This window comes from Phaeobacter gallaeciensis DSM 26640, assembly GCF_000511385.1.
GTDB lineage: Bacteria > Pseudomonadota > Alphaproteobacteria > Rhodobacterales > Rhodobacteraceae > Phaeobacter > Phaeobacter gallaeciensis.
Map to the genome: position 1 here is coordinate 1,691,202 of NC_023137.1, position 22,335 is coordinate 1,713,536.

Annotated in this window: 14 protein-coding genes and 2 tRNA genes; 14 read left to right on the forward strand and 2 right to left on the reverse strand. The window is 58.8% G+C overall.

The window, feature by feature from the left end; all coding sequences use genetic code 11:
• The first annotated feature begins 83 nt into the window (after positions 1 to 83).
• From pdxH to GAL_RS08130, 5 genes are all read left to right on the forward strand, one after another.
• Positions 84 to 689, forward strand: a complete 606-nt coding sequence (pdxH, locus tag GAL_RS08110; protein WP_024097100.1) for a pyridoxamine 5'-phosphate oxidase — start codon at positions 84 to 86, stop codon at positions 687 to 689.
• 118 nt (positions 690 to 807) lie between these two features.
• Positions 808 to 1,344: a cold-shock protein gene (locus GAL_RS08115; protein WP_024097101.1), complete on the forward strand. Its 537-nt coding sequence runs from the start codon at positions 808 to 810 to the stop codon at positions 1,342 to 1,344.
• A 4-nt stretch (positions 1,345 to 1,348) separates the two neighbouring features.
• Positions 1,349 to 1,891 (forward strand): DUF192 domain-containing protein, encoded by a 543-nt coding sequence (locus tag GAL_RS08120; protein ID WP_024097102.1) that lies wholly within the window; start codon positions 1,349 to 1,351, stop codon positions 1,889 to 1,891.
• A 43-nt stretch (positions 1,892 to 1,934) separates the two neighbouring features.
• Positions 1,935 to 2,011: transfer RNA gene (locus GAL_RS08125), tRNA-Pro, on the forward strand.
• 850 nt (positions 2,012 to 2,861) lie between these two features.
• Complete coding sequence (locus tag GAL_RS08130; protein ID WP_024097103.1) at positions 2,862 to 6,506, forward strand: vitamin B12-dependent ribonucleotide reductase; 3,645 nt, start codon at positions 2,862 to 2,864, stop codon at positions 6,504 to 6,506.
• A 200-nt stretch (positions 6,507 to 6,706) separates the two neighbouring features.
• Here GAL_RS08130 and GAL_RS08135 read toward each other — a convergent pair whose 3' ends face one another.
• On the reverse strand, positions 6,707 to 7,876 hold the full coding sequence (locus GAL_RS08135; protein ID WP_244462740.1) for an MFS transporter: 1,170 nt from the start codon (positions 7,874 to 7,876) through the stop codon (positions 6,707 to 6,709).
• 234 nt (positions 7,877 to 8,110) lie between these two features.
• Between GAL_RS08135 and GAL_RS08140 the strand changes: the two genes are divergently transcribed.
• From GAL_RS08140 to GAL_RS08175, 8 genes are all read left to right on the forward strand, one after another.
• Entirely contained in the window at positions 8,111 to 10,954 is a 2,844-nt protein-coding gene (locus tag GAL_RS08140; protein ID WP_024097105.1) for an EAL domain-containing protein, read from the forward strand.
• A 402-nt stretch (positions 10,955 to 11,356) separates the two neighbouring features.
• Entirely contained in the window at positions 11,357 to 12,103 is a 747-nt protein-coding gene (locus GAL_RS08145; RefSeq protein ID WP_024097106.1) for a FadR/GntR family transcriptional regulator, read from the forward strand.
• The gene (locus GAL_RS08150) at positions 12,096 to 13,247 is read left to right on the forward strand and encodes an aminotransferase class I/II-fold pyridoxal phosphate-dependent enzyme (RefSeq protein WP_024097107.1); all 1,152 of its coding nucleotides are present in this window, start codon (positions 12,096 to 12,098) and stop codon (positions 13,245 to 13,247) included. The genes GAL_RS08145 and GAL_RS08150 overlap by 8 nt, the downstream gene beginning before the upstream one ends.
• A 41-nt stretch (positions 13,248 to 13,288) precedes the next feature.
• Complete coding sequence (locus GAL_RS08155) at positions 13,289 to 14,545, forward strand: ABC transporter substrate-binding protein (RefSeq protein ID WP_024097108.1); 1,257 nt, start codon at positions 13,289 to 13,291, stop codon at positions 14,543 to 14,545.
• The gene (locus GAL_RS08160) at positions 14,527 to 15,477 is read left to right on the forward strand and encodes a carbohydrate ABC transporter permease (protein WP_024097109.1); all 951 of its coding nucleotides are present in this window, start codon (positions 14,527 to 14,529) and stop codon (positions 15,475 to 15,477) included. Before GAL_RS08155 ends, GAL_RS08160 begins: the two co-directional genes overlap by 19 nt.
• Positions 15,478 to 15,486: 9 nt before the next feature.
• Complete coding sequence (locus GAL_RS08165) at positions 15,487 to 16,338, forward strand: carbohydrate ABC transporter permease (RefSeq protein ID WP_024097110.1); 852 nt, start codon at positions 15,487 to 15,489, stop codon at positions 16,336 to 16,338.
• Between the two features lie 11 nt (positions 16,339 to 16,349).
• Positions 16,350 to 17,417 carry an ABC transporter ATP-binding protein gene (locus GAL_RS08170; RefSeq protein WP_024097111.1) on the forward strand — a complete coding sequence of 356 codons (1,068 nt, stop codon included), beginning with the start codon at positions 16,350 to 16,352 and terminating at the stop codon, positions 17,415 to 17,417.
• Positions 17,418 to 17,456: 39 nt separating this feature from the next.
• Positions 17,457 to 18,710, forward strand: coding sequence for an AGE family epimerase/isomerase (locus tag GAL_RS08175; RefSeq protein ID WP_024097112.1), 1,254 nt, complete (start codon positions 17,457 to 17,459; stop codon positions 18,708 to 18,710).
• 79 nt (positions 18,711 to 18,789) lie between these two features.
• Here GAL_RS08175 and GAL_RS08180 read toward each other — a convergent pair.
• A tRNA-Asn gene (locus GAL_RS08180) sits at positions 18,790 to 18,864 on the reverse strand.
• A gap of 453 nt (positions 18,865 to 19,317) precedes the next feature.
• Here GAL_RS08180 and GAL_RS08185 point away from each other — a divergent pair.
• Positions 19,318 to 22,326 (forward strand): hypothetical protein, encoded by a 3,009-nt coding sequence (locus GAL_RS08185; protein WP_024097113.1) that lies wholly within the window; start codon positions 19,318 to 19,320, stop codon positions 22,324 to 22,326.
• Positions 22,327 to 22,335: the final 9 nt, after the last annotated feature.

The following is a 22,335-nucleotide window of genomic DNA, read 5'->3' on the forward strand; positions in this document are numbered from 1 at the left end:
GGCTCGTTGTCGACTTAGGTTGCCCCCAGTCATGCGCATTCGCGCGCCAGCCAACCCAGACAAAACAGACCATGAGGTGCGCCATGTCCGATCGCAGCGGTATCTTTGCGGGAGAGGATCCCTTTGCCATTGCCCGTAATTGGCTGAGTGAGGCCGAGGAGAGCGAGATCAACGATCCCAATGCGATTGCGCTGTCCACGGTCGATGCAGATGGTCTGCCGAATTGCCGGATGGTCTTGCTGAAGGAGATCGAGGACGGCGCCTTTGTCTTTTATACCAATTACGAGAGCGCCAAGGCGCAGGAACTGGACGGGGCGGGCAAGGCCGCGTTTGTCATGCATTGGAAATCGCTGCGTCGTCAGGTCCGTGCGCGTGGGATCATCACTCGTGAGAACGGACCGCAGGCAGATGAATACTATAAGTCCCGATCTCTCAAAAGCCGTTTGGGGGCCTGGGCCTCGGCGCAGTCGCGGCCCCTGTCCAGCCGTGGGGCCCTCATGGCAGAGGTGGCAAAAGTGACTGCAACCAAAGGATCAAACCCTGATCGCCCGCCATTCTGGGGCGGTTACCGGCTAACGCCTCTGGAGATTGAATTCTGGGCGGATGGCGCTTTCCGCCTTCATGACCGGTTTGTCTGGCGGCGCGAAACCCCCGAAGCGCTTTGGACCGTGGATCGGCTGTGCCCCTAGGTTACGCGCGAAAAATAGCAGAATTGTGATATTGGTAGGTGTTTTTAGCTTGAACTTCGTTCCGAGAATAGAGCATCACCTACGGGTTAAAAACTGAAGAATACGGTGGACTACGGCAGTGGCAGAAGACTTGAGCAGTTTGCAGCAAATACGCGGGCTGGTAAAATGGTTCGATCCGACCAAAGGGTTCGGATTTGTCGTCTCTGACGAGGGCGGACCAGATATCCTGCTGCATGTGAACGTGCTGCGCAACTTTGGCCAAAGTTCCATCGCGGACGGGGCCGAAGTTGAGCTGGTGACCCATCGCACCGAACGCGGTGTTCAGGCCGTGGAAGTTCTGTCGATCACGCCTCCGACACGCGACGATAGCCCTGTGCTGAGCGATTTTGCCGAGATGGATTCAGATGTTCTATATTCTGAGCCATTGGTCCCTGCGCGGGTGAAGTGGTTTGATAAGGGCAAGGGCTTTGGCTTTGCCAATGTGTTTGGGCGCGATGAAGATGTGTTTCTGCATGTCGAGGTTCTGCGCCAGTCCGGCCTGTCGGAGCTGCAGCCAGGGGAGGCCTTGGGAATGCGGGTGATCGATGGCAAGCGAGGCCGCATGGCGGTTGAGGTGCTGGCCTGGGAAGCCGCTCTACTGGAAAAGCAGGACTGAGAAGATGCAGCCCCTCTGGATCCGAATGTCAGGCCCGGTCATGCGCCGATTGACAGCAGGAGCCAGAGCTTCCCTAGTGTGTATGATGTCTGTTGCCGCAGTTGTGGCAGCGGAGAGCGCGTCGGCCCAAAGTGGGACGGACGCCTGCCAGCCCGATCAGGTGACGCTGCGTGGACCTTGGGGGCAGACCCAATTTACCGTGGAAATCGCTGATTCTATTGAGGAACGTGCCGAGGGGCTGATGCATCGGCCGCATATGGCGCGTGGCGCTGGTATGCTGTTTGTCTACGAGGCACCGCAGCGGGCCAGTTTCTGGATGAAGAACACGCTGATCCCGCTGGATATGCTGTTTGTCGATGTGACCGGAACGGTCCGGCATATCCATCACCGGGCGATACCCGGTGATTTGACACCGATTCCCGGTGGCGACAACGTCTTTGCGGTGCTGGAAATCAACGGTGGTCTAGCCGCACGCTACGGGATTTCTGTCGGTACTGAGCTGCGCCACGAAGTTTTTTCAAAGACAGGTGCAATTTGGCCCTGTTAGGGCTTTTCAAATCAGATTGGCAACGCTAGGAAGGCGCACGGTCCGGGGCGTGGCGCAGTCTGGTAGCGCACCTGTTTTGGGTACAGGGGGTCGTGAGTTCGAATCTCGCCGCCCCGACCATTTCATCCCTAGGGATGTAACGTAGACGCCGACTTGCCTGTTTCAGGCGGTCGGCGTTTCGCGTTGTGGACCCTCTGAAGTCTGGCATCGAATATCCAGAAGATGACTTCACATGCGACGAGAACCCATCGCACCAAACCGTCAACCATCGGCGAATGGGGCCGGAAGGATTCCACCCTTTCTATGCCCTGTGGAGATTCGAATTGATTTCCAAATCGTCACCAAAATCGCCTCAGTGGCGATCCCGTTAAGGACTAGTTAACCAACTGTTGCGCTTTAGCGTCGAATTGATTTCGAGCTTCTTGTTCACGTGGAAAAAAATCATCTTGGCGCACGCACTATTTTTCCTGCGGGCATTTCACTTTCTCAACCCTCGGCCAGGTTGTGTCGCGCTGCTATGATCCAACGTCATTACCGGCATCCCTATCACACGATGCGCGGCAACCCCCTCTCTTCAAGAGGATTTCTCGTATCAAGACTCCGATCATGCGACGACCGGCACAGATGTTGTGATCAACTTTGAATCGCAGCTTCGTGATCGACCTCAGACCATTAAGCCATCGTCAACGAAAAAGATGGTTAGGAAAGCCTAAAAATGGCGTTGACCCCATATGCCGGAATACGCCAAATTGTATACGTCGGCTGATGTAGCACAAAATATGGTGGATTTTACCCGGTGCTGCACCACGCCAAGCAAAGCATCAAGCGCTAGCTGAAATAGGGTTTCGGCCCTGACTCGCATCTTCTATGAGATGCGCAACAAGATGTTTTGTCGTGAACGACGACGAGGGATGCGCCGGGAAAAAGGCGTGATTTGTGACAGTGGGACTGCAGAAAAGAGGCAGATGGCATGAAGATTGAACGGAAATTCACAAAATCTGGGCAGGACGCATATGCCGATCTTGAGTTTGTTCCTGCAACCTCGGAGATCCGCAATCCGGACGGTACCATCGTTTTCCGTCTTGAGGGCGTTGAGGTTCCAGCAGGCTGGAGTCAGGTTGCCAGCGATGTCATCGCGCAGAAATATTTCCGTAAGGCGGGCGTGCCCAGCAAACTGAAAAAGATTCGTGAAAAGGGCGTTCCTGAATTCCTCTGGCGCTCTGCTCCGGCGGGGGGCGATGTGGAATTTGGCGGTGAGACCTCTTCCAAGCAGGTATTTGACCGCCTCGCCGGTGCCTGGTGCTATTGGGGCTGGAAAGGGGGCTATTTCTCCACCGAAGAAGACGCGCGTGCCTATTTTGACGAGATGCGTTACATGCTGGCAACCCAGCGCGCCGCGCCCAACAGCCCTCAGTGGTTCAATACCGGTCTGCACTGGGCCTACGGAATCGACGGTCCGGCGCAGGGGCACCACTATGTCGACTATAAAACGGGCAAGCTGACCAAATCGGACAGCGCCTACGAACATCCCCAGCCTCATGCCTGCTTTATTCAGTCGGTTTCTGACGATCTGGTGCAGGACGGCGGCATCATGGATCTTTGGGTGCGCGAAGCGCGCCTGTTCAAATATGGCTCCGGCACCGGCACCAACTTCAGCCATCTGCGCGGCGAGGGGGAGCCCCTGTCCGGTGGCGGAAAATCCTCTGGCCTGATGGGATTCCTCAAAATTGGTGACCGGGCGGCGGGCGCCATCAAATCCGGCGGCACCACGCGTCGTGCAGCAAAAATGGTGATCGTCGATGCGGATCACCCCGATATTGAACAGTTCATCGACTGGAAGGTGATCGAAGAGCAGAAAGTGGCGTCCATAGTCGCCGGCTCCAAGATGCATGAGAAGATGCTGAACGGCCTGTTCGAGGCCATTCGCAGCTGGGACGGTGCCGAAGCCGACGCCTATGATCCTGCTGTAAACGACGGGCTCAAGAAGGCCATTCGCGAGGCAAAGAAGGTCGCGATCCCGGAGACATATGTCAAACGCGTGCTGGATTATGCCAAGCAGGGCCACACCTCGATCGAATTTCCGACCTATGACACCGATTGGGACAGTGACGCCTATAGCTCGGTCTCGGGCCAGAACTCGAACAACTCGATCCGGGTCACCAATGCCTTTCTGCATGCGGTGAAGAAAGACGCCGACTGGCAGCTGATCAATCGCGTCGATGGCAAGGTTGCGAAGACCGTGAAGGCCCGCGATCTGTGGGAGAAGGTGGGCCATGCAGCCTGGGCCTGCGCCGATCCCGGGATCCAGTTCCACGATACTGTCAACGAATGGCATACGTGCCCGTCTGATGGCGAAATTCGCGGCTCAAACCCGTGTTCGGAATATATGTTCCTGGACGACACCGCCTGTAACCTTGCGTCGCTGAACCTGCTGACATTCCTCAAGGATGGTGCGTTCCAGGCCGAAGATTATATGCACGCGTGCCGTCTGTGGACCGTGACGCTGGAAATCTCCGTCATGATGGCGCAGTTCCCATCGAAGGAAATCGCGCAGCGTTCTTATGATTTCCGTACGCTGGGCCTGGGCTATGCCAATATTGGCGGCCTGTTGATGAACATGGGCTTTGGCTATGACAGTGCCGAGGGGCGCGCGCTTTGCGGAGCGCTGACGGCGATCATGACCGGCGTGTCTTATGCGACCTCCGCCGAGATGGCGTCGGAACTTGGCCCGTTTGCCCGTTATGAGCAGAACGCCAGCGATATGCTGCGGGTGATCCGCAACCACCGGGCGGCTGCGCATGGGTCGGTTGACGGCTATGAAGGTCTGGCCGTGAAGCCGGTGCCACTCGACAGTGCGAATTGCCCGGACCCGCGTCTGGCGGAACTGGCGATGAGCAGTTGGGATGAGGCGCTGGAGCTGGGCGAGCGCCACGGGTTCCGCAATGCGCAGGCCACTGTTGTGGCTCCCACCGGCACCATTGGTCTGGTGATGGATTGCGACACCACTGGGATCGAGCCTGATTTCGCGCTGGTGAAGTTCAAGAAGCTGGCCGGCGGCGGTTATTTCAAGATCATCAACCGTTCCGTGCCGGCAGCCCTGGAAGGCCTCGGATATTCTCCGGCCCAGATCGAGGAAATTGTCTCCTATGCGGTGGGACATGGCACAATCGGCAACGCGCCGGGCATCAACCATACCTCACTGGCTGGCCACGGGTTTGGCCCGGCGGAGCTGGCCAAGGTGGATGCGGCCCTGGAAAGCGCCTTTGACATCCGCTTCGTCTTCAACCAGTGGACGTTGGGTGAGGATTTCTGCACCGGCGTTCTGGGCATCCCGGCAACTAAGCTGAACGATCCCACCTTTGACCTTCTGCGCCATCTTGGCTTTGGCAAGGCCGATATCGAAGCCGCAAACGACCATGTCTGCGGGTCGATGACGCTGGAAGGTGCGCCGCATCTGAAGGAAGAGCATTATCACATCTTCGATTGCGCCAATCCTTGCGGCAAGAAAGGTAAGCGGTATCTTGGGGTTGAGAGCCATATCCTGATGATGGCTGCGGCCCAGAGCTTCATCTCCGGGGCGATTTCCAAGACCATCAACATGCCCAATGATGCGACCATCGAGGATTGTCAGAAGGCCTATGAACTCAGCTGGTCGCTGGGGGTGAAGGCCAATGCGCTCTACCGCGATGGCTCCAAGCTGAGCCAGCCACTGGCGGCAGCGCTGGTTGAGGATGATGATGAAGCGGCAGAGGTGCTGGAAAGCGGGTCGCAGCAGGAAAAAGCCATCACCCTGGCCGAGAAAATTGTCGAGAAAGTGGTCATCAAGGAAGTTGTGAAATCCCATCGCACCAAGATGCCGCAGCGCCGTAAGGGCTATACCCAGAAGGCGGTTGTCGGCGGGCATAAGGTCTATCTGCGGACCGGCGAATATGAAGATGGCAACCTGGGCGAGATCTTCATCGACATGCACAAGGAAGGGGCCGGCTTCCGGGCGATGATGAACAACTTCGCCATCGCGGTCTCGGTTGGTCTGCAATATGGCGTGCCGCTGGAGGAATTCGTGGATGCCTTCACCTTCACCAAATTTGAGCCTGCGGGCATGGTGCAGGGCAATGACTCGATCAAGAACGCCACCTCGATCCTCGACTATGTGTTCCGCGAATTGGCGGTGAGCTATCTGGATCGCACCGATCTGGCGCATGTGAAGCCGGAAGGCGCCAGCTTCGACGATCTGGGCCGGGGTGAGGAAGAGGGTGTCTCCAACGTCTCCGAACTGAGTGAGACAGCCGCCACCCGTTCACTCGAGGTGCTGAAGCAGATTTCCTCCACCGGCTATCTGCGCAAGCGTCTGCCCCAGGAACTGGTGGTTCTTCAGGGCGGGCAGACAGAGATGCTGGCGGATGGCAGCGATCCGGTTTCGGCGTTGCAATCACTGGTGCCTGAAACCTCTACCGCGCCAGCGCCCGTGGTCTCTGGTGGCATGGATGCCCGCACCAAGGCGAAGATGCAGGGCTATGAGGGCGAGGCCTGCGGTGATTGCGGCAACTACACACTGGTGCGCAATGGTACCTGCATGAAATGCAACACCTGCGGCGGCACCTCCGGGTGCAGCTAACCGCTGGTTAGGGCTGGTGAAGACTTAGATTTGACGATCGCGACGGAGCTATCGCGGTCTTCGAGAACACGGGATGGGTGCGCTCATCCCGCCACGGATCGGGACACAGGCAAAGACCTCGGGCGGTAATAAGAACCACCTGATCCGTGCACCTGGAGGGGAGGCCGCTGTGCCTCCCTTTTTTCTTTCATGATAGTGGATTAGTTGCGCTTCAGAATGTGCGAGAAGACAACAATAAAAACTGCAAGTGCGGCTAGAATCAGGAAGGCTGCAGGCAGTGATAACAGCTCAGCGGTAACGCCGATCATCGGCGGGCCGATCAGGATGCCACCATAGCCGAATGTCGCAACGCTGGCGATCGCTGCGCCGGCTGGCAGGTCCGGATCGCTGGCCGCGCGGCTGAAGGCGAGTGGCATGACCAGCGCATAGCCAATCCCCATCAAGGCAAACCCGACCATGGCCGCCCCGTAGCTGGCAAAGCCCACAGTAATAAGCGCGCCAAGGCTGGCACTTGCTCCGGCAAGACGGCCTGCGGCCACCGGACCAATGCGGGCGACGACGGGGTCGCCAACCAGCCGCATCGCCACCATCGCAACGGAGAAAACGGCAAAACCAAGTGCCGCATCAGCCTCGGTTGCGCCAGTGGTCAGCACCAGAAAAATCGCGCTCCAATCAGCCATAGCCCCTTCGCCGACTGCGCCGCAGAAGGCAACGAAGCCAACCACCAGCAAGGGGCCACGCGGCAGCAGAGACGGTTTGGCAGCACCACCCATTGGGGCGGGGCTCCCCACCCAGGGGATCTGCGCCATATAAAGCGTGAGCAGCGCTGAAACACTGCCGGCCACAAGGAAGTGCAGTGGGATATCCGCGCCGATGGAAGCCGCACCATATCCGGAGAGCGCCCCGAGACCGGCGCCAAGGCTAAACATCGCATGAAAAGAGGACATCATTGGCCGCCCGGCGCGGGCCTCGACTTCGCTGGCCCAGGCGTTCATGGCGACATCCATGCTGCCATGGGCCGCGCCAAAGACAAACAGCGCAGCCGCCAGCAGTGGCAGAGTGGGGGCCAGCGCCAGCAACACCAGCCCCAGAACATAGGCCAGCGCCACCCGACGGGTGACACGGGCCGCGCCGGTCCGGTCAGCCGCACGTCCGGCCAGCGGAAATGACAGGATGGCCCCGGCTGCCATCAGCAGCAACAGCAGGCCCAGCCCGCCGGGCGTTAGCCCGTGGATCTCCGACACCGCAGGGATGCGCGAGGCCCAGATGCCGAAGAGCGCGCCGTTCAGCACAAACATCGCCGATACTGCACGCCACGGGCTGCGCAGCTGACGTGGTCGGCGGACGAGATTAGAACGGGTTTCGGACACTTGAGATCCCTTGGGGGCAAATCGCAATCGGAGATTTTACGGCAGGTTGATCGGAAATCAGAGCAGACGCAAGCGGCGGCGCCACGGTTGGTATTACGGGAGAATTAGCTCAAAACCCTACAGATATTTCACGCAGGCTTTGTGGTGGTGCAACGGTTTCTTGGGATCGAATTGCTACCTTTGGGAGAATTTGCCGCAGCCAATATGGTTATGGCGATATCCGGAGGGGCTTTGATGGCCGAATTCGACACCGCCTGGACGGTCATTATGGCGCTATTGGTGCTGATCCTGCAATGTGGGTTCCTGTGTCTGGAATCCGGCACTGTACGCGAGAAGAATGCCGCCAACGTTGCGTTGAAAAACCTCGCCGATATTTGTCTCGTTGGGACTGTGTTCTGGATCGGCGGATTTGGCCTTATGTTTGGCAATAGCTTGGGCGGACTGGTTGGTGTTGATGGCTTTTTTCCGAACCTCTCCAATGTAATAACGGGAACCGCAGGACATGTACCTGATCACGCACAGGTCGCCAACGTCGACCACGAGGGCGGGTTGGAAACTCATGTCTCTGCAATGTTTCTGTTCCAGACAGCCTTCGCGGCAACGGCGGCGACCATCGTCTCCGGGGCTGTGGCAGAACGGGAGCGGTTTCTGGGGTATATCGCCACCTCCCTGACCTTGGCGGGGTTGGTTTACCCGCTGGCTGGGCATTGGGTGTGGAATCCGCAAGGATGGCTTCGTCAGATTGGGTTCATTGATTTTGCCGGAGCGACGGTGGTGCATAGCGTCGGTGGATGGACCGCGTTGATTGCGGTGCTTTTCCTCGGCCCCCGGCTTGGCCGCTATGGGCATAAGAACCGGTTCTTTGAAGAAAATTCGATTTCATTGATGGCGCTGGGGGGCATGCTGCTGTGGATTGGCTGGGGCGCGTTTAATGGTGGCACTGCGATGGTGTCCAACGCGGATGTGGCGCCGATTGTAGCGCGAACCATGCTGTCCGCAGCGGGCGCCGGGGTGACCTGTATCACAGTGGGCCTGCTGTTGAACGGCCATATCCGCGCAGAGCTGTTGATCAACGGTATTTTGGGTGGGCTGGTGGCCGGGACCGCGGCAATCCATCTGGTCACCGGACCGGTGGCATTCGTGATTGGGATCGCGGGAGCGTTGACGGTGATGTTTGTTCGCGACGTATTGGACGCGCTTAAAATTGACGATGTCGTGGGTGCTGTCCCGGTTCACCTGGCTGCGGGAGTTGTCGGAACACTGGCGGTGGCGGTTGCGGTCCCCTATGAGGCGCTCCCGGCGGGCAGTCGTCTTGGTCAGCTGGGGATTCAGATTCTTGGTGTTGGAGTGGTCGGGGCCTGGGTAATGGCCATAATGGCACCGCTCCTCTGGGTGCTGAACCGCTGCGGTTTGTTGCGCGCTAAGCCGCGGGACGAGGTGCGCGGGCTGAACCTCGTGGAAAACAATCAGCGCAACGCGCTTTTGGAACTGCTGGAGGATATGAAACGGCATCAAAGATCAGGCCGATTCAGCCAACGCGTGCGGGTCGAGCCATCGACCCAGCTTGGTGCTCTGGCGTATCGCTACAACCGCGTGCTGGATCGTGTGGAGACCGAAATCGCCGAGCGAATTGATGCCTTGCGGCGCGAACGCGATATGCGGGCCATTGCCGAAGACGCCTTTGATGCCATGTGCGAGGCCCAGAAGGAGAGTGCCTGGGCAGCGCGCCATGACAAACTGACCGGGATTGGCAACCGCAAATACCTAGAAGATTTCCTTGCCGCTCCGGTTCAGGCTCCGGGGGAGGTGACGCTTGTAATCGCGCTAGATCTAGACCGCTTCAAAGAGGTCAATGACACCTACGGCCACGCAGCAGGGGATGCGGTGCTTCAGGTCGTGGCCCGGCGGTTGTCGGGCCGGATGCGGGATGGGCGAGATTTTGCCTTTCGCATTGGGGGAGATGAATTCACCGCCTTTGTTCAGGTCTCTGACGCGGGCTCGGAAGCCGAGGAGCTATGTCAGGACATTGCCTTCACCCTGTTAGAGCCGTTTTATTATCAGCAGGTCCGTCTTCGGTTCGGCGTGTCGGTCGGGTTTGCTGTCATGGAACCGGGGGAGCCTTTGAAATCCACGCTAAGGCGCGCGGATCTTGCGCTATATGAGGCAAAGTCATCAGGGTCAGACCGTGTGGTGGCCTATAACGATGCGATCGGGCAGGCCCATAGCGACAAGATGAACCTGATCCGCGATTTCCGAGAGGCTTTGGAGCGCAATGAGATCACCGCGCTGTTCCAGCCGCAGATTGACGCAAAAACCGGTCGCCTTATCGGCTGCGAGGTGCTGGCGCGCTGGCAGCACCCCCATCGTGGTCTGCTGACGCCGGATGTATTCCTGCCCATCGCCGAGGAGATGAATTGCAGCGCAGATCTGGATCTGGCGATTCTTGATCTGGCTTTGCAGGGCTATTGGGAGCTGCATCGTCGGGGCATTGAGTTGCCGGGCATTTCGGTGAATGTCTCTGCGGCCCGTCTGGCCGACCCGCAACTGGTGGCGGAATTGCAGAGCCGAGATGATATTCCACGGGGTGCGCTGTCCTTTGAACTGCTGGAGACCGTGTTTCTGGATACGATCAGCGATGATTACGCTCAGAAGATCGCCATGCTCAAGGATCTGGGCATCAGCATTGAAATCGATGATTTTGGCACCGGTCATGCCAGTATTGCGGGTGTTTTAGCCTTACAGCCTGATCGGCTCAAGATTGACAGGGTTTTCGCCAGTGAAATTGATCGCAAACCGGCACGTCAGGACCTGATGCGCGGGCTGATAGAAATGGCGGCGAGCGTCGGCGCAGAGACTGTGGTTGAGGGGGTTGAGACATGGGAGGAGGCAAGGGTCCTCACTGCCCTGGGCGCGGATGTGCTGCAGGGCTATGTGATTGGCCGCCCGATGGCGTTCGAGGATTTGCTGCGCTGGCATAGCGCCCGCGAGGGGCAGGCGGATGCGGTCGCCGCGCCCGATGGGGCGCCTGACAAGACGTCGGACCGGGATAAGGAACGTTCCCTGCGCAGCACAGGATAAGCGGGTCCTGGTGCCTTATGTTAATGTGCTGTTTGAGGTCGTCGGTCGGTGTTGCCGGTCGCTGTAGGCAGCCGCGCCCTAATATGGGCCCCGGCCGGGTGACCGCCCCACAAGGATCAACGCATGAACCGATGGGTTTCTGCCGCCTCCTGGGCAGGACAGTGGTCGCTGATGGCGGCGGATGACCTATGTCGAATCGCGCCGTACGTCTCTTGATCGGTGGCCTTGGGGCGGTGGGTGATACCGCAAGGTTTGCGATGGGTGATCGGGCATTATGGCTTCAATACGCTGATATGAATGCATAATATATTGTCCTACAATAAGATTGATAATGTCGGACAATACTGACATGCTTTTCCGAGACGGGGTTCGGCACAACGCCGACCCAAAGAGAGGCAGAGCATGGCAGCGCGTGATCCGAAACAATTCAGCCACAGCATGGCGCCACTTCCGGCGCGCAGCAGCAGCCGCGATGTTCTGGAAGCTTTGACGCATATGATTGAGCTGGAAGGGCTTGGCATCGGTGACCGACTGCCACCGGAGGTCGACATTGCCCGCCAGCTTGGGATTGGTCGTGCCAAAGTACGTGAGGCGCTGACCGCCTGGCAGAACATGGGCATCGTGACCCGCAACAAAAAGGCCGGTACGCGGCTCGCTACCGAGGTGGTTTCCAACGCCATTCACTTGCCCGTAACGCTCAAGCTGGAGGCCGAGAGCCTGCTGCGAACCCATGCCGTGCGTCGCCCGCTTGAGATCGAAACCGTGCGCCTGGCGACGCGCAATGTCACGCCGCAGAGCGGCCGTATCATTATGGGGCGCGTGGGTGAGTTGATTGCGATCCATGGCGCCGGGCAGGACTGGCGCGCGGCGGACTACCGTTTTCACGAAGCGTTGCAGGAAGCCTCTGGTAACCCGCTGTTCGGTCAGCTGATCCAGCAGATCCAACATGGCTTTAACGAGGTATATGAGGCGCCGTTTGGCAAGCCGCATCTGGGCGAGGCGTCGATCCCGTTGCATCTGCCGCTTGCCGAAGCCGTGGTGGCCGGTGACGAGAGCGCTGCGGTGGCGGTTATGGAACGCATTCTGGATATGGTCGAGGCGGAGATCCGCGAGTCGATGCAGTCGATGATGGAGGGGCGCAATGACTGAGGGTCAGGATCTGGCGACACTGATGGCGGCGGTCATGGACGACGGGAGCGGTTCGATCACGCCACCGATTGTGCAGACGTCGCTGTTCAGCTTTGACAGCTATGAGGCGTTTGAGGACCGGATGGCTGGGCGCAGTAACGCGGCGATCTACACGCGCGTGCAGAACCCGACAGTTGCCGCATTTGAAGCGCTGATGGCCAAGGCAGAGCAAGGCGAGGCGGCGGTTGGCTTTGCCTCCGGGATGGCGGCAATTTCGTCGACGCTGATGGCCTTTGTCAAACCTGGGGACCGGATCGCCTGCGTTGAGCATGTCTACCCTGACAGTTATCGGTTCATGGAGCGTATGCTGCGGCCATTTGGGGTGGAGATCGACTATTACGCACCACATCAGCTGGAAGAAGAGCCGGAGTTATTGAGCGGGGTTCGGCTCGCCTATCTCGAAAGCCCCAGCTCGGTCGTGTTTCAGCCGCTGAACCTCAAGAAGGTGACAGCCCATGCCAAACGGCACGGCGTAATAACGATGATCGACAACTCCTGGGCCAGCCCGGTGTTTCAAAAACCGCTGACACAGGGTGTTGATATTGTTCTGCATTCTGCGTCCAAATACATCTCCGGCCATTCCGATACAGTGGCCGGCGTGGTGGTTGCGGCGCAGCAATATATTGACCGGATCCGTGATCTGACACTGCCGCTCCTGGGCGCCAAACTGGCGCCGTTTGAGGCGTTTCTGCTGACACGCGGCCTGCGGACCCTCTCTGCCCGGATGCGTCAGCATCAGGCCACGGCGACGCTGTTTGTTGATCGCCTGTCGGCATCGCCACAGGTGCGCCGGGTGCATTCTCCGGGGCCAAACGCGGTTCCAGGGCTGACCGGACGTTCTGGACTTATGGCGGTCGAATTTGACGATAGCGTGGATATTCCTGCGTTTTCCAATGCGCTTCGCCATTTTCGGTTGGGCGTCAGCTGGGGCGGATTTGAGAGCCTGATCCTGCCAGCCCGTGTCGGGCTTGCACAGATCGGCGAAGAAAATTCGATGCAGCGTTTTGGAGTTTCGCCGAACCTCGTTCGGCTGAACCTCGGGCTGGAGGAGGCCGAGGACCTGTGGGCGGATATCACATCTGCCCTCGCGACCAGCACGGTCTGACAGGGCCGTGTGCACCGTCACACGACAAGGGGAAGGACAAGATGAGAAAATTTCTGACAGGGATTACCACCGCAGCGATGCTGATGGGAAGCGCCGCCTATGCGGAAACAACGCTAAAGCTGGTCGAAGTGATCACCAGCCCGGAGCGCACCAAGGTTTTGCAGGGCATCGTGGACGGCTATGAGGCCGCGAACCCGGATGTGACGGTTGAGATTATCAGCCTGCCGTGGGGACAGGCGTTTGAGAAGCTGGCCACAATGGTCGCCGGTGGCGATATCCCGGATGTGGTTGAAATGCCCGATACATGGCAGGCGCTTTATGCGGGGTCCGGCCAGTTGGCCAGTCTGACTGATCACGTCGCTGACTGGGAGCATGGCGCCACCCTCACAGAGAAGACAGTTGCCATGGGCAGTCAGGCCGGGGATCTCTATATGATCCCATACGGGTTCTATCTTCGGGCGATGTTCTACAACAAGAATCTGCTGGCCGAAGCCGGTGTTGAGCCGCCGGAAACCATGGCAGACTTCATGGCCGCGTCGGCAGCGGTGTCCGAGTTGGAGGGCAAATCAGGCTACTGCCTGCGAGGTGGTCCCGGTGGCACCAATGGCTGGGTGATGATGGCGGCTGCCATGAACGGCACCAACGACTTCTTCACGGATGATGGCAAAAGCCGAATGAACGAACCTGGCTCGGTCGAGGGCATCCAGTTCATGCTTGACCTCTATCAGAACGGTTACGCACCGAAGGATGCGGTCAGCTGGGGCTTTAACGAGATCGTGGCAGGCTTTTATTCTGGCACCTGTGCGTTCCTCGATCAGGACCCGGATGCTCTGATCGCGATTTCGGAACGGATGCCTGCGGAGGATTTTGCGGTGATCCCGATGCCTGTCGGACCTTCGGGAAAGGCGTTCCCGACCATCGGTTTTGCCGGGTGGTCAATCTTCAAGGCAACCGCGCATGAGGACGAGGCCTTTGATCTGGTGGCGGCCTTGTCTGCGCCGGAGGCCAATGGCACCTGGGCGAAACGCGTTGGTGTGATCCCGGTTCACAAGGGAGCTGATCAGGATCCCTATTTCCAGACAGAGCAATTTGAAGGCTGGTTCAAGGAGCTGAATGGCGAACAGTATGAGCCCACAACCATGCCGACCTATCTGGAGAAATGGGGTTATTTTGCCAGCACGGTGGTTCTGGAAACCAGCCAGGAAGCACTGCTCGGGCAGCGCAGCGCTCAGGATCTGGCGGATGAATGGGCAGAATTCCTGACCGATGAACACGCCAAATGGCAGGCAAAGCAGTGACTGCGCGCGCAAAAACAACCGTCGTGCCCGGGGGAACCGGGGCACGACGCTCGCTCTACTGGCAGTATATGGTAGAGCCGTTTCTCTACCTGTCGCCGATGATCCTGTTGATCGGAAGCGTTATGCTGATGCCGCTGGCTATCGGAATCTCCTATTCCTTTCAGTCTATTGAGTTGCTCAACCCCTTTGCTACTGGTTGGGTCGGCTTGGAAAACTATGAGAAGCTGTGGAGCGACCGCAAATTCTGGATAGCGCTGGAGAACACTGTCTTCTGGACCTTCTGGTCGATATTCTTTCAGTTTTTCCTCGGGCTCGGCCTGGCCATGCTGCTGAATACACAGTTCTTCGGTAAGAAGTTGTTTCAGGCACTGGTGTTTTTGCCCTGGGCGGTGCCCACGTTCCTGTCTGCTTTGACCTGGGCCTGGCTGTTTAACCCGGTGATCGGACCGATCCCGCATTGGTTGGCCGCCCTTGGGGTGCTGTCTGAGCCCTATAATATCCTGGGTGATCCTGATCTGGCGATTTGGGGACCGATCACGGCCAATATTTGGTTCGGGGTACCGTTCTTTGCGATCACGCTGCTGGCGGCGCTGCAATCCATTCCCGGCGAGTTATACGAAGCGGCAGAGATTGATGGCGCGACGCCTTGGCAGAGTTTCACCAAGATCACGCTGCCGTTTCTGGCGCCGATGATTGCCATCACAGTGATGCTGCGCACCATCTGGATTGCCAATTTCGCGGATCTGATTTTCGTAATGACGGGTGGTGGACCGGCAAATTCGACGCAGATCCTATCCACCTATATTTTCACCACTGCGTTCCGCAAATTGGACTTTGGCTATGCCTCGACCATTGCGGTGGCGCTGCTGATCATCCTGCTGGCCTATGCTGTCATCCTGCTTTGGATGCGCAAGCGGCTGGTCAAGATCTGAGGTTTTCCAATGAGTTCTGTCGTACGCTCAAACAGTCGCCATCCGGCACTGGCGTTCGGGAAATATGCGGCCATCGCTTTCTACCTGTGCTTTGCGCTGTTTCCGCTTTACTGGCTGATGAAAATCGCAATCACACCGGATGCGCTGATTTTCTCCGAGGGCACGCGGATGCTGCCTTCAGCTGTGACGTTCGAGAATTTCGCCACGGTGTTGTTTGAGACGGAGTTCCTTGCTTATTTCTGGAATTCGCTTACAGTATCGCTGGGGACCGCGTTCTTTACCACGCTGATTGCCGCTGGGGCAGGCTATGCCTTTTCGCGGTTTGTCTTCGCAGGCAAGCGGATCATCATCGCGGTGATGCTGATCACCCAGATGTTTCCGCTGTTGATGATCATTGCACCGATCTACAAAATCGTGGCCGACCTCGGACTGCTGAACTCGCTCACCTCGCTGATCGTGGTCTACACCGCCTTCAACATCCCTTTCGCCACCTTCCTTATGCAATCCTTCTTTGACGGGATCCCGAAGGATCTGGAAGAAGCTGCGATGATGGATGGGTGCTCGCGGTTTCAGGCGTTGCGCACGGTTGTGTTCCCGCTGACCCTGCCGGGGTTGGGAGCGACACTTGGATTTGTCTTCACCGCCGCGTGGTCTGAGCTGCTGTTCGCGCTGATGCTGATCTCGAAGAATGACGCGATGACCTTCCCGGTTGGGCTGTTGACTTTCGTGTCGAAATTCTCGGTCGACTGGGGGCAGATGATGGCGGCTGGGGTTCTGGCGCTGGTGCCGAGCTGTCTGTTTTTCATTTTCATACAACGCTACCTCGTGCAGGGCCTCACGTCCGGCGCGGTCAAGGGATAGGGGGCCGGATCATGGCACGGATCGAACTCAGAGATGTGGCGAAACGCTATGGCGCCGTGGAGGTGCTGCGCGATATCAATCTTGATATTCAGGACGGTGAATTCATCGTTCTTGTGGGGCCATCGGGCTGCGGAAAATCTACGCTGCTGCGCATGATTGCCGGGCTTGAGCCGATCACATCGGGTGATTTTGAGATCGATGGTGAGCGGATGAATGATGTCCGTCCGCGCGACCGCGATATTGCGATGGTGTTTCAATCTTATGCGCTCTACCCGCATATGGATGTGGCGCGAAACATGGGGTTCTCAATGGAGATCCGCAAAGATCCCGCGGAGACGCGTCGCTCCCGTGTTGCCAGGGCGGCGGAGACTCTGGGGCTTTCGTCCTTGGTTGACCGCCTGCCAAAGGCGCTATCGGGCGGCCAGCGTCAGCGCGTCGCCATGGGCCGTGCCATTATCCGGGATCCCCGCGCGTTTCTGTTTGATGAGCCGCTGTCCAATCTGGACGCTGCACTGCGTGTTGAGATGCGGCTAGAGATTGCCCGGCTACACAAGCAACTGGGCGCCACCATGATCTATGTGACCCACGATCAGGTGGAGGCGCTGACGCTCGCCGATCGCATCGTAGTGTTGAACGGCGGCGATATTCAGCAGGTCGGCTCGCCACTTGAGCTCTATGAACGCCCTGCCAACAAATTTGTCGCGCAGTTCATCGGCTCCCCCACAATGAACATTCTGCCGGTGTCCGGTGCTGCCTCTGGCGTGATGGCGGCAAACGGAATGATGCTGACGCTGGATCATATGCACGACACGGCTGCGGCGGTTGAGTTGGGCATCCGGCCAGAACATCTGGATGTGGTGGAGCCGGGTGAGGGGCATCTGACCGCTGTTGCTGATGTGGTGGAGCGGTTGGGCTCTGACACCAATATCTATGCCAAAGTTGACGGGGTAGGACCGCTTATGGTCCGTAAGCACGGCAATGTGCCGGTGCGAAGCGGAGAGCGGCTGGGCTTGCGCGTGCAGCCCCAAAATGCGCATATCTTTGATGCGCGCGGCGTGGCCTTGAGCCCTGTAGCCTAATTCAGCATCGCGCCTCGGATACGAAAAGGAGACCGGCTGATGAACACCCATTCTGCAGTTGGAGATATGTCTGTGCCCGGTGTTTGGTTGGAGGATGCGAGCCATCGGGCCTATCTGATTGCAGATGCCAGGCGGCAGCTGGATTTCTTCGCAGGTAGTCTACGGGCGGGGCCGGGGTTTCACACTCTGGATGCTTTAGGGAGGCCCTTGCCGGATGACACGCAGGAGCTGCACACCACAACACGGTTGGTCCATTCTTACGCACTGGCGCATATCTGCGGCTATGCAGGTGCCGACCGGATGATTGATCACGGCATCGCCTATCTTAACAGTCACCACCGCGATCAGACCCACGGTGGATACCTTTGGGCGCTGTCCGGAGATGATATCGCGGATGATCGCAAGCTGGCCTATGGCCATGTCTTTGTCCTGCTGGCTGCGGCGTCGGCGAAACTGGCCGGGCACCCCGCTGCGGATGCCTTGCTGAGCGATGTGGCGGAGGTTTTGGACCAGCGGTTCTGGGAGACAGAGCCAAAACGGTTTACCGACGAATGGAACCGGGATTGGGCACCGTTTTCGACCTATCGGGGAATGAACGCCAATATGCACGGGGTGGAAGCGCTGTTGACGGCGTATGAGGCCAACGGTGAGACGGTATTTCTGGACCGTGCAGGCCATATCCTCGATTTTTTCGTGGGCGAAGTTGCGCCAGCAGAAGGCTGGCGCCTGCCTGAACATTATACTGAGACGTGGCAAATCGACCGTAGCTATGCCGGGGATCCGATGTTCCGACCCGCAGGGACAACACCTGGCCACTCCTTTGAGCTGGGGCGGTTGATGTTGCAGCACTGGGATCTGTCAGGGCGGCGGGACAGGGACGCCCCGACACGCGCGCGAAGCCTGATTGAACGCGCGCTAGCCGACGCCTGGTTACCGGATGGTGGCTTCGCCTATACGCTTGATTTTGACGGCAAGGTCGCGATGGGCAATCGGTTCTGGTGGCCGGTGACGGAGGCCATCGGTGCCGTTGCCACGCTAGTGAAACTGGAGGCCAGAGACGAGGACGAGCGTTGGTATCGCCGCCTTTGGGAATTTGCGCAAACGCATTTCATCGATGAAGAGCGCGGCGGCTGGTATCCCGAAATTGATGGGAACGGGCAGGTGACAGGGTCGATCTTCACTGGAAAGCCGGACATCTACCATGCGTTACAGGCCTGCCTGCTGCCACTGGGGGCGCTGTCGTTGGGCCATGTGGCGGGGCTAAAGAAATCGCCCGCTCCGCTCTTGTCGTGAGCGGGCGGCAGACGCAAAGATAACACAAATGCAGAAACCAAAAGGGCCTAGCGTATATACGCTAAGCCCTTGGAAACTTTGGCTCCGGCGGTAGGGATCGAACCTACGACCAATTGATTAACAGTCAACTGCTCTACCGCTGAGCTACGCCGGAATGTGGAGCTGATATATGGTTTCCGTTCTGGCGCGTCCAGAGAAAAAATGCGCCGGTTTCAAATTTTTTGCCATCAAAGGGCGGATCATTTCTCGAACGGTCGGAGATCCAAAGTTGCCAGCATGTCGCCGGGCCATCCGTGATGGTTTGACAGCTTTCGCCGATCACTGGCGGAGTGTGCTGTCAGCCTACTGTTGGCGCTGAAACTATGGTAGGCTCATCCTGAGGTGGGGTTTGCGTTTGCAGCGCATCAGATGCTCGACGTGGCCGACGCCGTAACTCCAGCAGCGCACCTCCAATGAAAGGGCGGGATTGAAAAACCGCGTCACCCTTTGCTGAACGGCGGCATATTATGTCGTTGTGTTTCTGCGGAGGGCCGTTCCTGAGGATGTCGGGTGAATATTATGGCACAGACATAGCATGCCCTTCGGCGCATGCACGAAGGGGGATGATATGGCGAAACTGACACATCCTGGCAAATGGCCTCCCACTGACGTTGCTGAAGGCACAACACCGCGGGCCTGGTTGCGATATGAGTGGCAATATCCGGGGTCACGCCGCCCGTCGCGCCTGATCTCGCATCCGACGGTGCCTTATGTGACGGCTGCGCGTGTGGGTGGTGCCGATGGTGAGATTGATCTGGCAGCGTTAAGTACAGCGGCAGAACATTACCTCAAACAGCTGAAGCAATATGTTAACGCGACGCCGCCGCCGCTGGGTCAGGCGGATCCGATGCTGGATCTGTTGGCGGATGTTGCCGCAAGCGGCAGCCTGCTGCATTGGTGCGATATCTGGCCCAAAATCAACGCCGAGCCGAGCCGTCTTGATGGCCAGATCGCCAGCTGGAACATGTCGCGCCATCCAAAGAGTGCGATGCCGGGCACCGTTATCCTCGTGGCGACAGAAGGTATTCCTGACCCGATGCACGGGTCTTTTCTGATGCGGTTCCCGTCCGCCGGATTTCGGGTTCCGATTGAGGTGCGCGCCACTGATGATGGCTTTGATCTGATTATCCGTGGCTTGACGGCAGAGTTTCCCGGCGGATCCCACCAAGCGCTATCATCGCTGTTGGCTGGGCGCAGTGATGCCGAGAAACGCATGGTTCTGGGCGGCTTGTCGCGCAGCCTCTCCGGTGTTCCCTTGGGGTTCCAGGCCGGTATGGCACCGGCAACACTGGTTCCATCCTCTGAGACGGACACGGGCGATGCGCCGGTTGAGGCAGCCGTCTCAGATGACGCAAGCAGCGCGACATCGCCGCCGCCCTTTGATACGTCCTCTGTCCCGCCGACCCCACAAACGGGTGCGCCGCCTGCTGCGCGGTCCTCGGTCTACCGAATGATCACGATGCTGGAGGATGATATTGCCAAACAGGCCGGAGTGGTGCCGAAGTCCCTGCTGTTGCAGGATATCCGGTTTTCGGCGCAGCCTGAGAACGTCACCGACGGGGCCTGGGATATCACCCTGACCTTTCTGGCGCGCGGGCAGGATACGCCGCGCGGCGAACCGGTGAGCTATCGTTTGACCGTTCGGGTGCGTCTGGCGGAGCTGGGCGCAAATGAGGTTGAGTTGCTCTCGGTGACGCGGGTGCCACTGGTCAGTCACGCGGTGGCGGGAATCGGGGTTCCGCTACCGCCACCGCTGCCTTTTGTGCGGGTATTTCCGGTGCCGCCGCCCGATTGGCGCGCCCCCACGGGGCAGATTCCGCCGCACCCCGCACCACCGCTTGCATGGCGCCGACCAACGCGGTCGGACAAGATTTTGGATTTGTTCCGGGAAAGCCGGGCGATTGGGTTGGGTAGTGGCCTGAAGATGCAGCAGTCGGCCTATGAGGTGCGCAACTGTCCGCGATTTGTGCCGGGCGACGGGGTTGGAAACCTGCCGAAGACCCTGCCGGGAACAGGGCTGTCTGATCTGCCGCCGCGACGCAATATATCCAGCGCGATCAGCGCTTATTGGCACAGCAAAACCTTCTTTGACACGATGCGCGGGCTGGGTCTTGCGCCGGAGAGCTACATGGCCACGGCGGAGGGACCGCTGGCCGTGCACTACCGGTCGGGCATCGTACCGGGGCCGGGCCGGGATGGGCGGACGATCAATGCACAGGTGCGCTATGAGGTGGCACCAGATGCCACCCTTCAGAGCAAACCCAGCATCGATATGCATCTGGCGCTCGCCAATCTCAACCGTTGGGCGCGAGTGAAGGCTGGGACGCCAGACAGTCAACTGGAGCCTTTGGGTATTGCCAGCTGCGGGCGCTGGATGATGCATGAATTCGGGCATTACCTTTTGGCGGCCCGGATTGGGCAGCTTGAGTTCGATTTCGCCCATAGTGCTGGGGACTCGCTGGCGGCGGTGTTCTTTGATCCGCTGTCCGATCTGTCCAGCCCGACCTATCCCGGCGATCCGAAGATGCGAGGGTGGACATTTCCCTTTATCTTTGCACCACGGCGGCATGACCGCACACCTGCAATGGGCTGGGGGTGGTATGGGTTGCTGAATCGCTCGGTGATTGAGGATCCGCCGGATTCCGGGACCGAGCATAAGGCCTATCTGACCGAGCAGATCCTATCGTCCACCTGCTTCCTACTGTATCGATCCTTGGGCGGAGATACGCTTGCGGGTACGGAAGCTGACTGGGCACAGCGCACCCGGGCCTCTGATATGACGCTATATCTGCTGATGCAGGGAATGGCCGGACTGGCACAATCGCCGTCGCGGGCTGAAATGCTGGAGGTTGGCATGGAGGAGGCCGGTTGGAGCGCCTCGGCTTCCGTATCCTTGCCAAGAGGCGGAGCAGACTGGCAGCCCGCCACCTCTCACAAGGTAACGCGGTGGGCCTATGAAACCATGGGGATGTTTCCCTCCGAACCGAGTAAGATTGTCAGCAAGGCGGGGGCGCCACCGCTCGTAGATATCTATATTCGCGACCGCCGTCCCGATGTGTTCCCGACCGGGGATGGGCCGGTGAAAGTCGGACCGGGCAGCTATGTGCCGGTCTCGCTTCATTGGGCTGCAGACGCGGATTGGGTGATGCCCGGCTGGCTGCCGAGCTTTGGTAACAGAGGGGCGGTGGCCGCCAATGGCGCGCGGCTGCGGGCCTGGGCTGGTTGGGTGCTCAATGACAAACCGCTGGCTCAAATTATGGAGCGCAGTGTTGTCTGGAACAGCCATGTTGATATCGGACCATTCGATATTGCTCCGGACGTGGTCGGCATGGCGCTCGCACAGACTGATCAGCAACAGATCACGCAGCTGACCACGACTGCACGCACGGCCGCCCCTGCGGGCACCCAGCTGGTGGTCTTCTATGAACTGAGCCAGATCAATGACCGCGCCAACACCGACCCCGCCGCCGACTTCACAGTCAAGATTGGCGCAGCCGCGTCACCGCCCGATAAGGTTCAGGCCCTTGTTGATCTGGTTGCGGGTGACAACAATCTGGGCCTGCATATGGCGCCTTAGGAGGTTTCT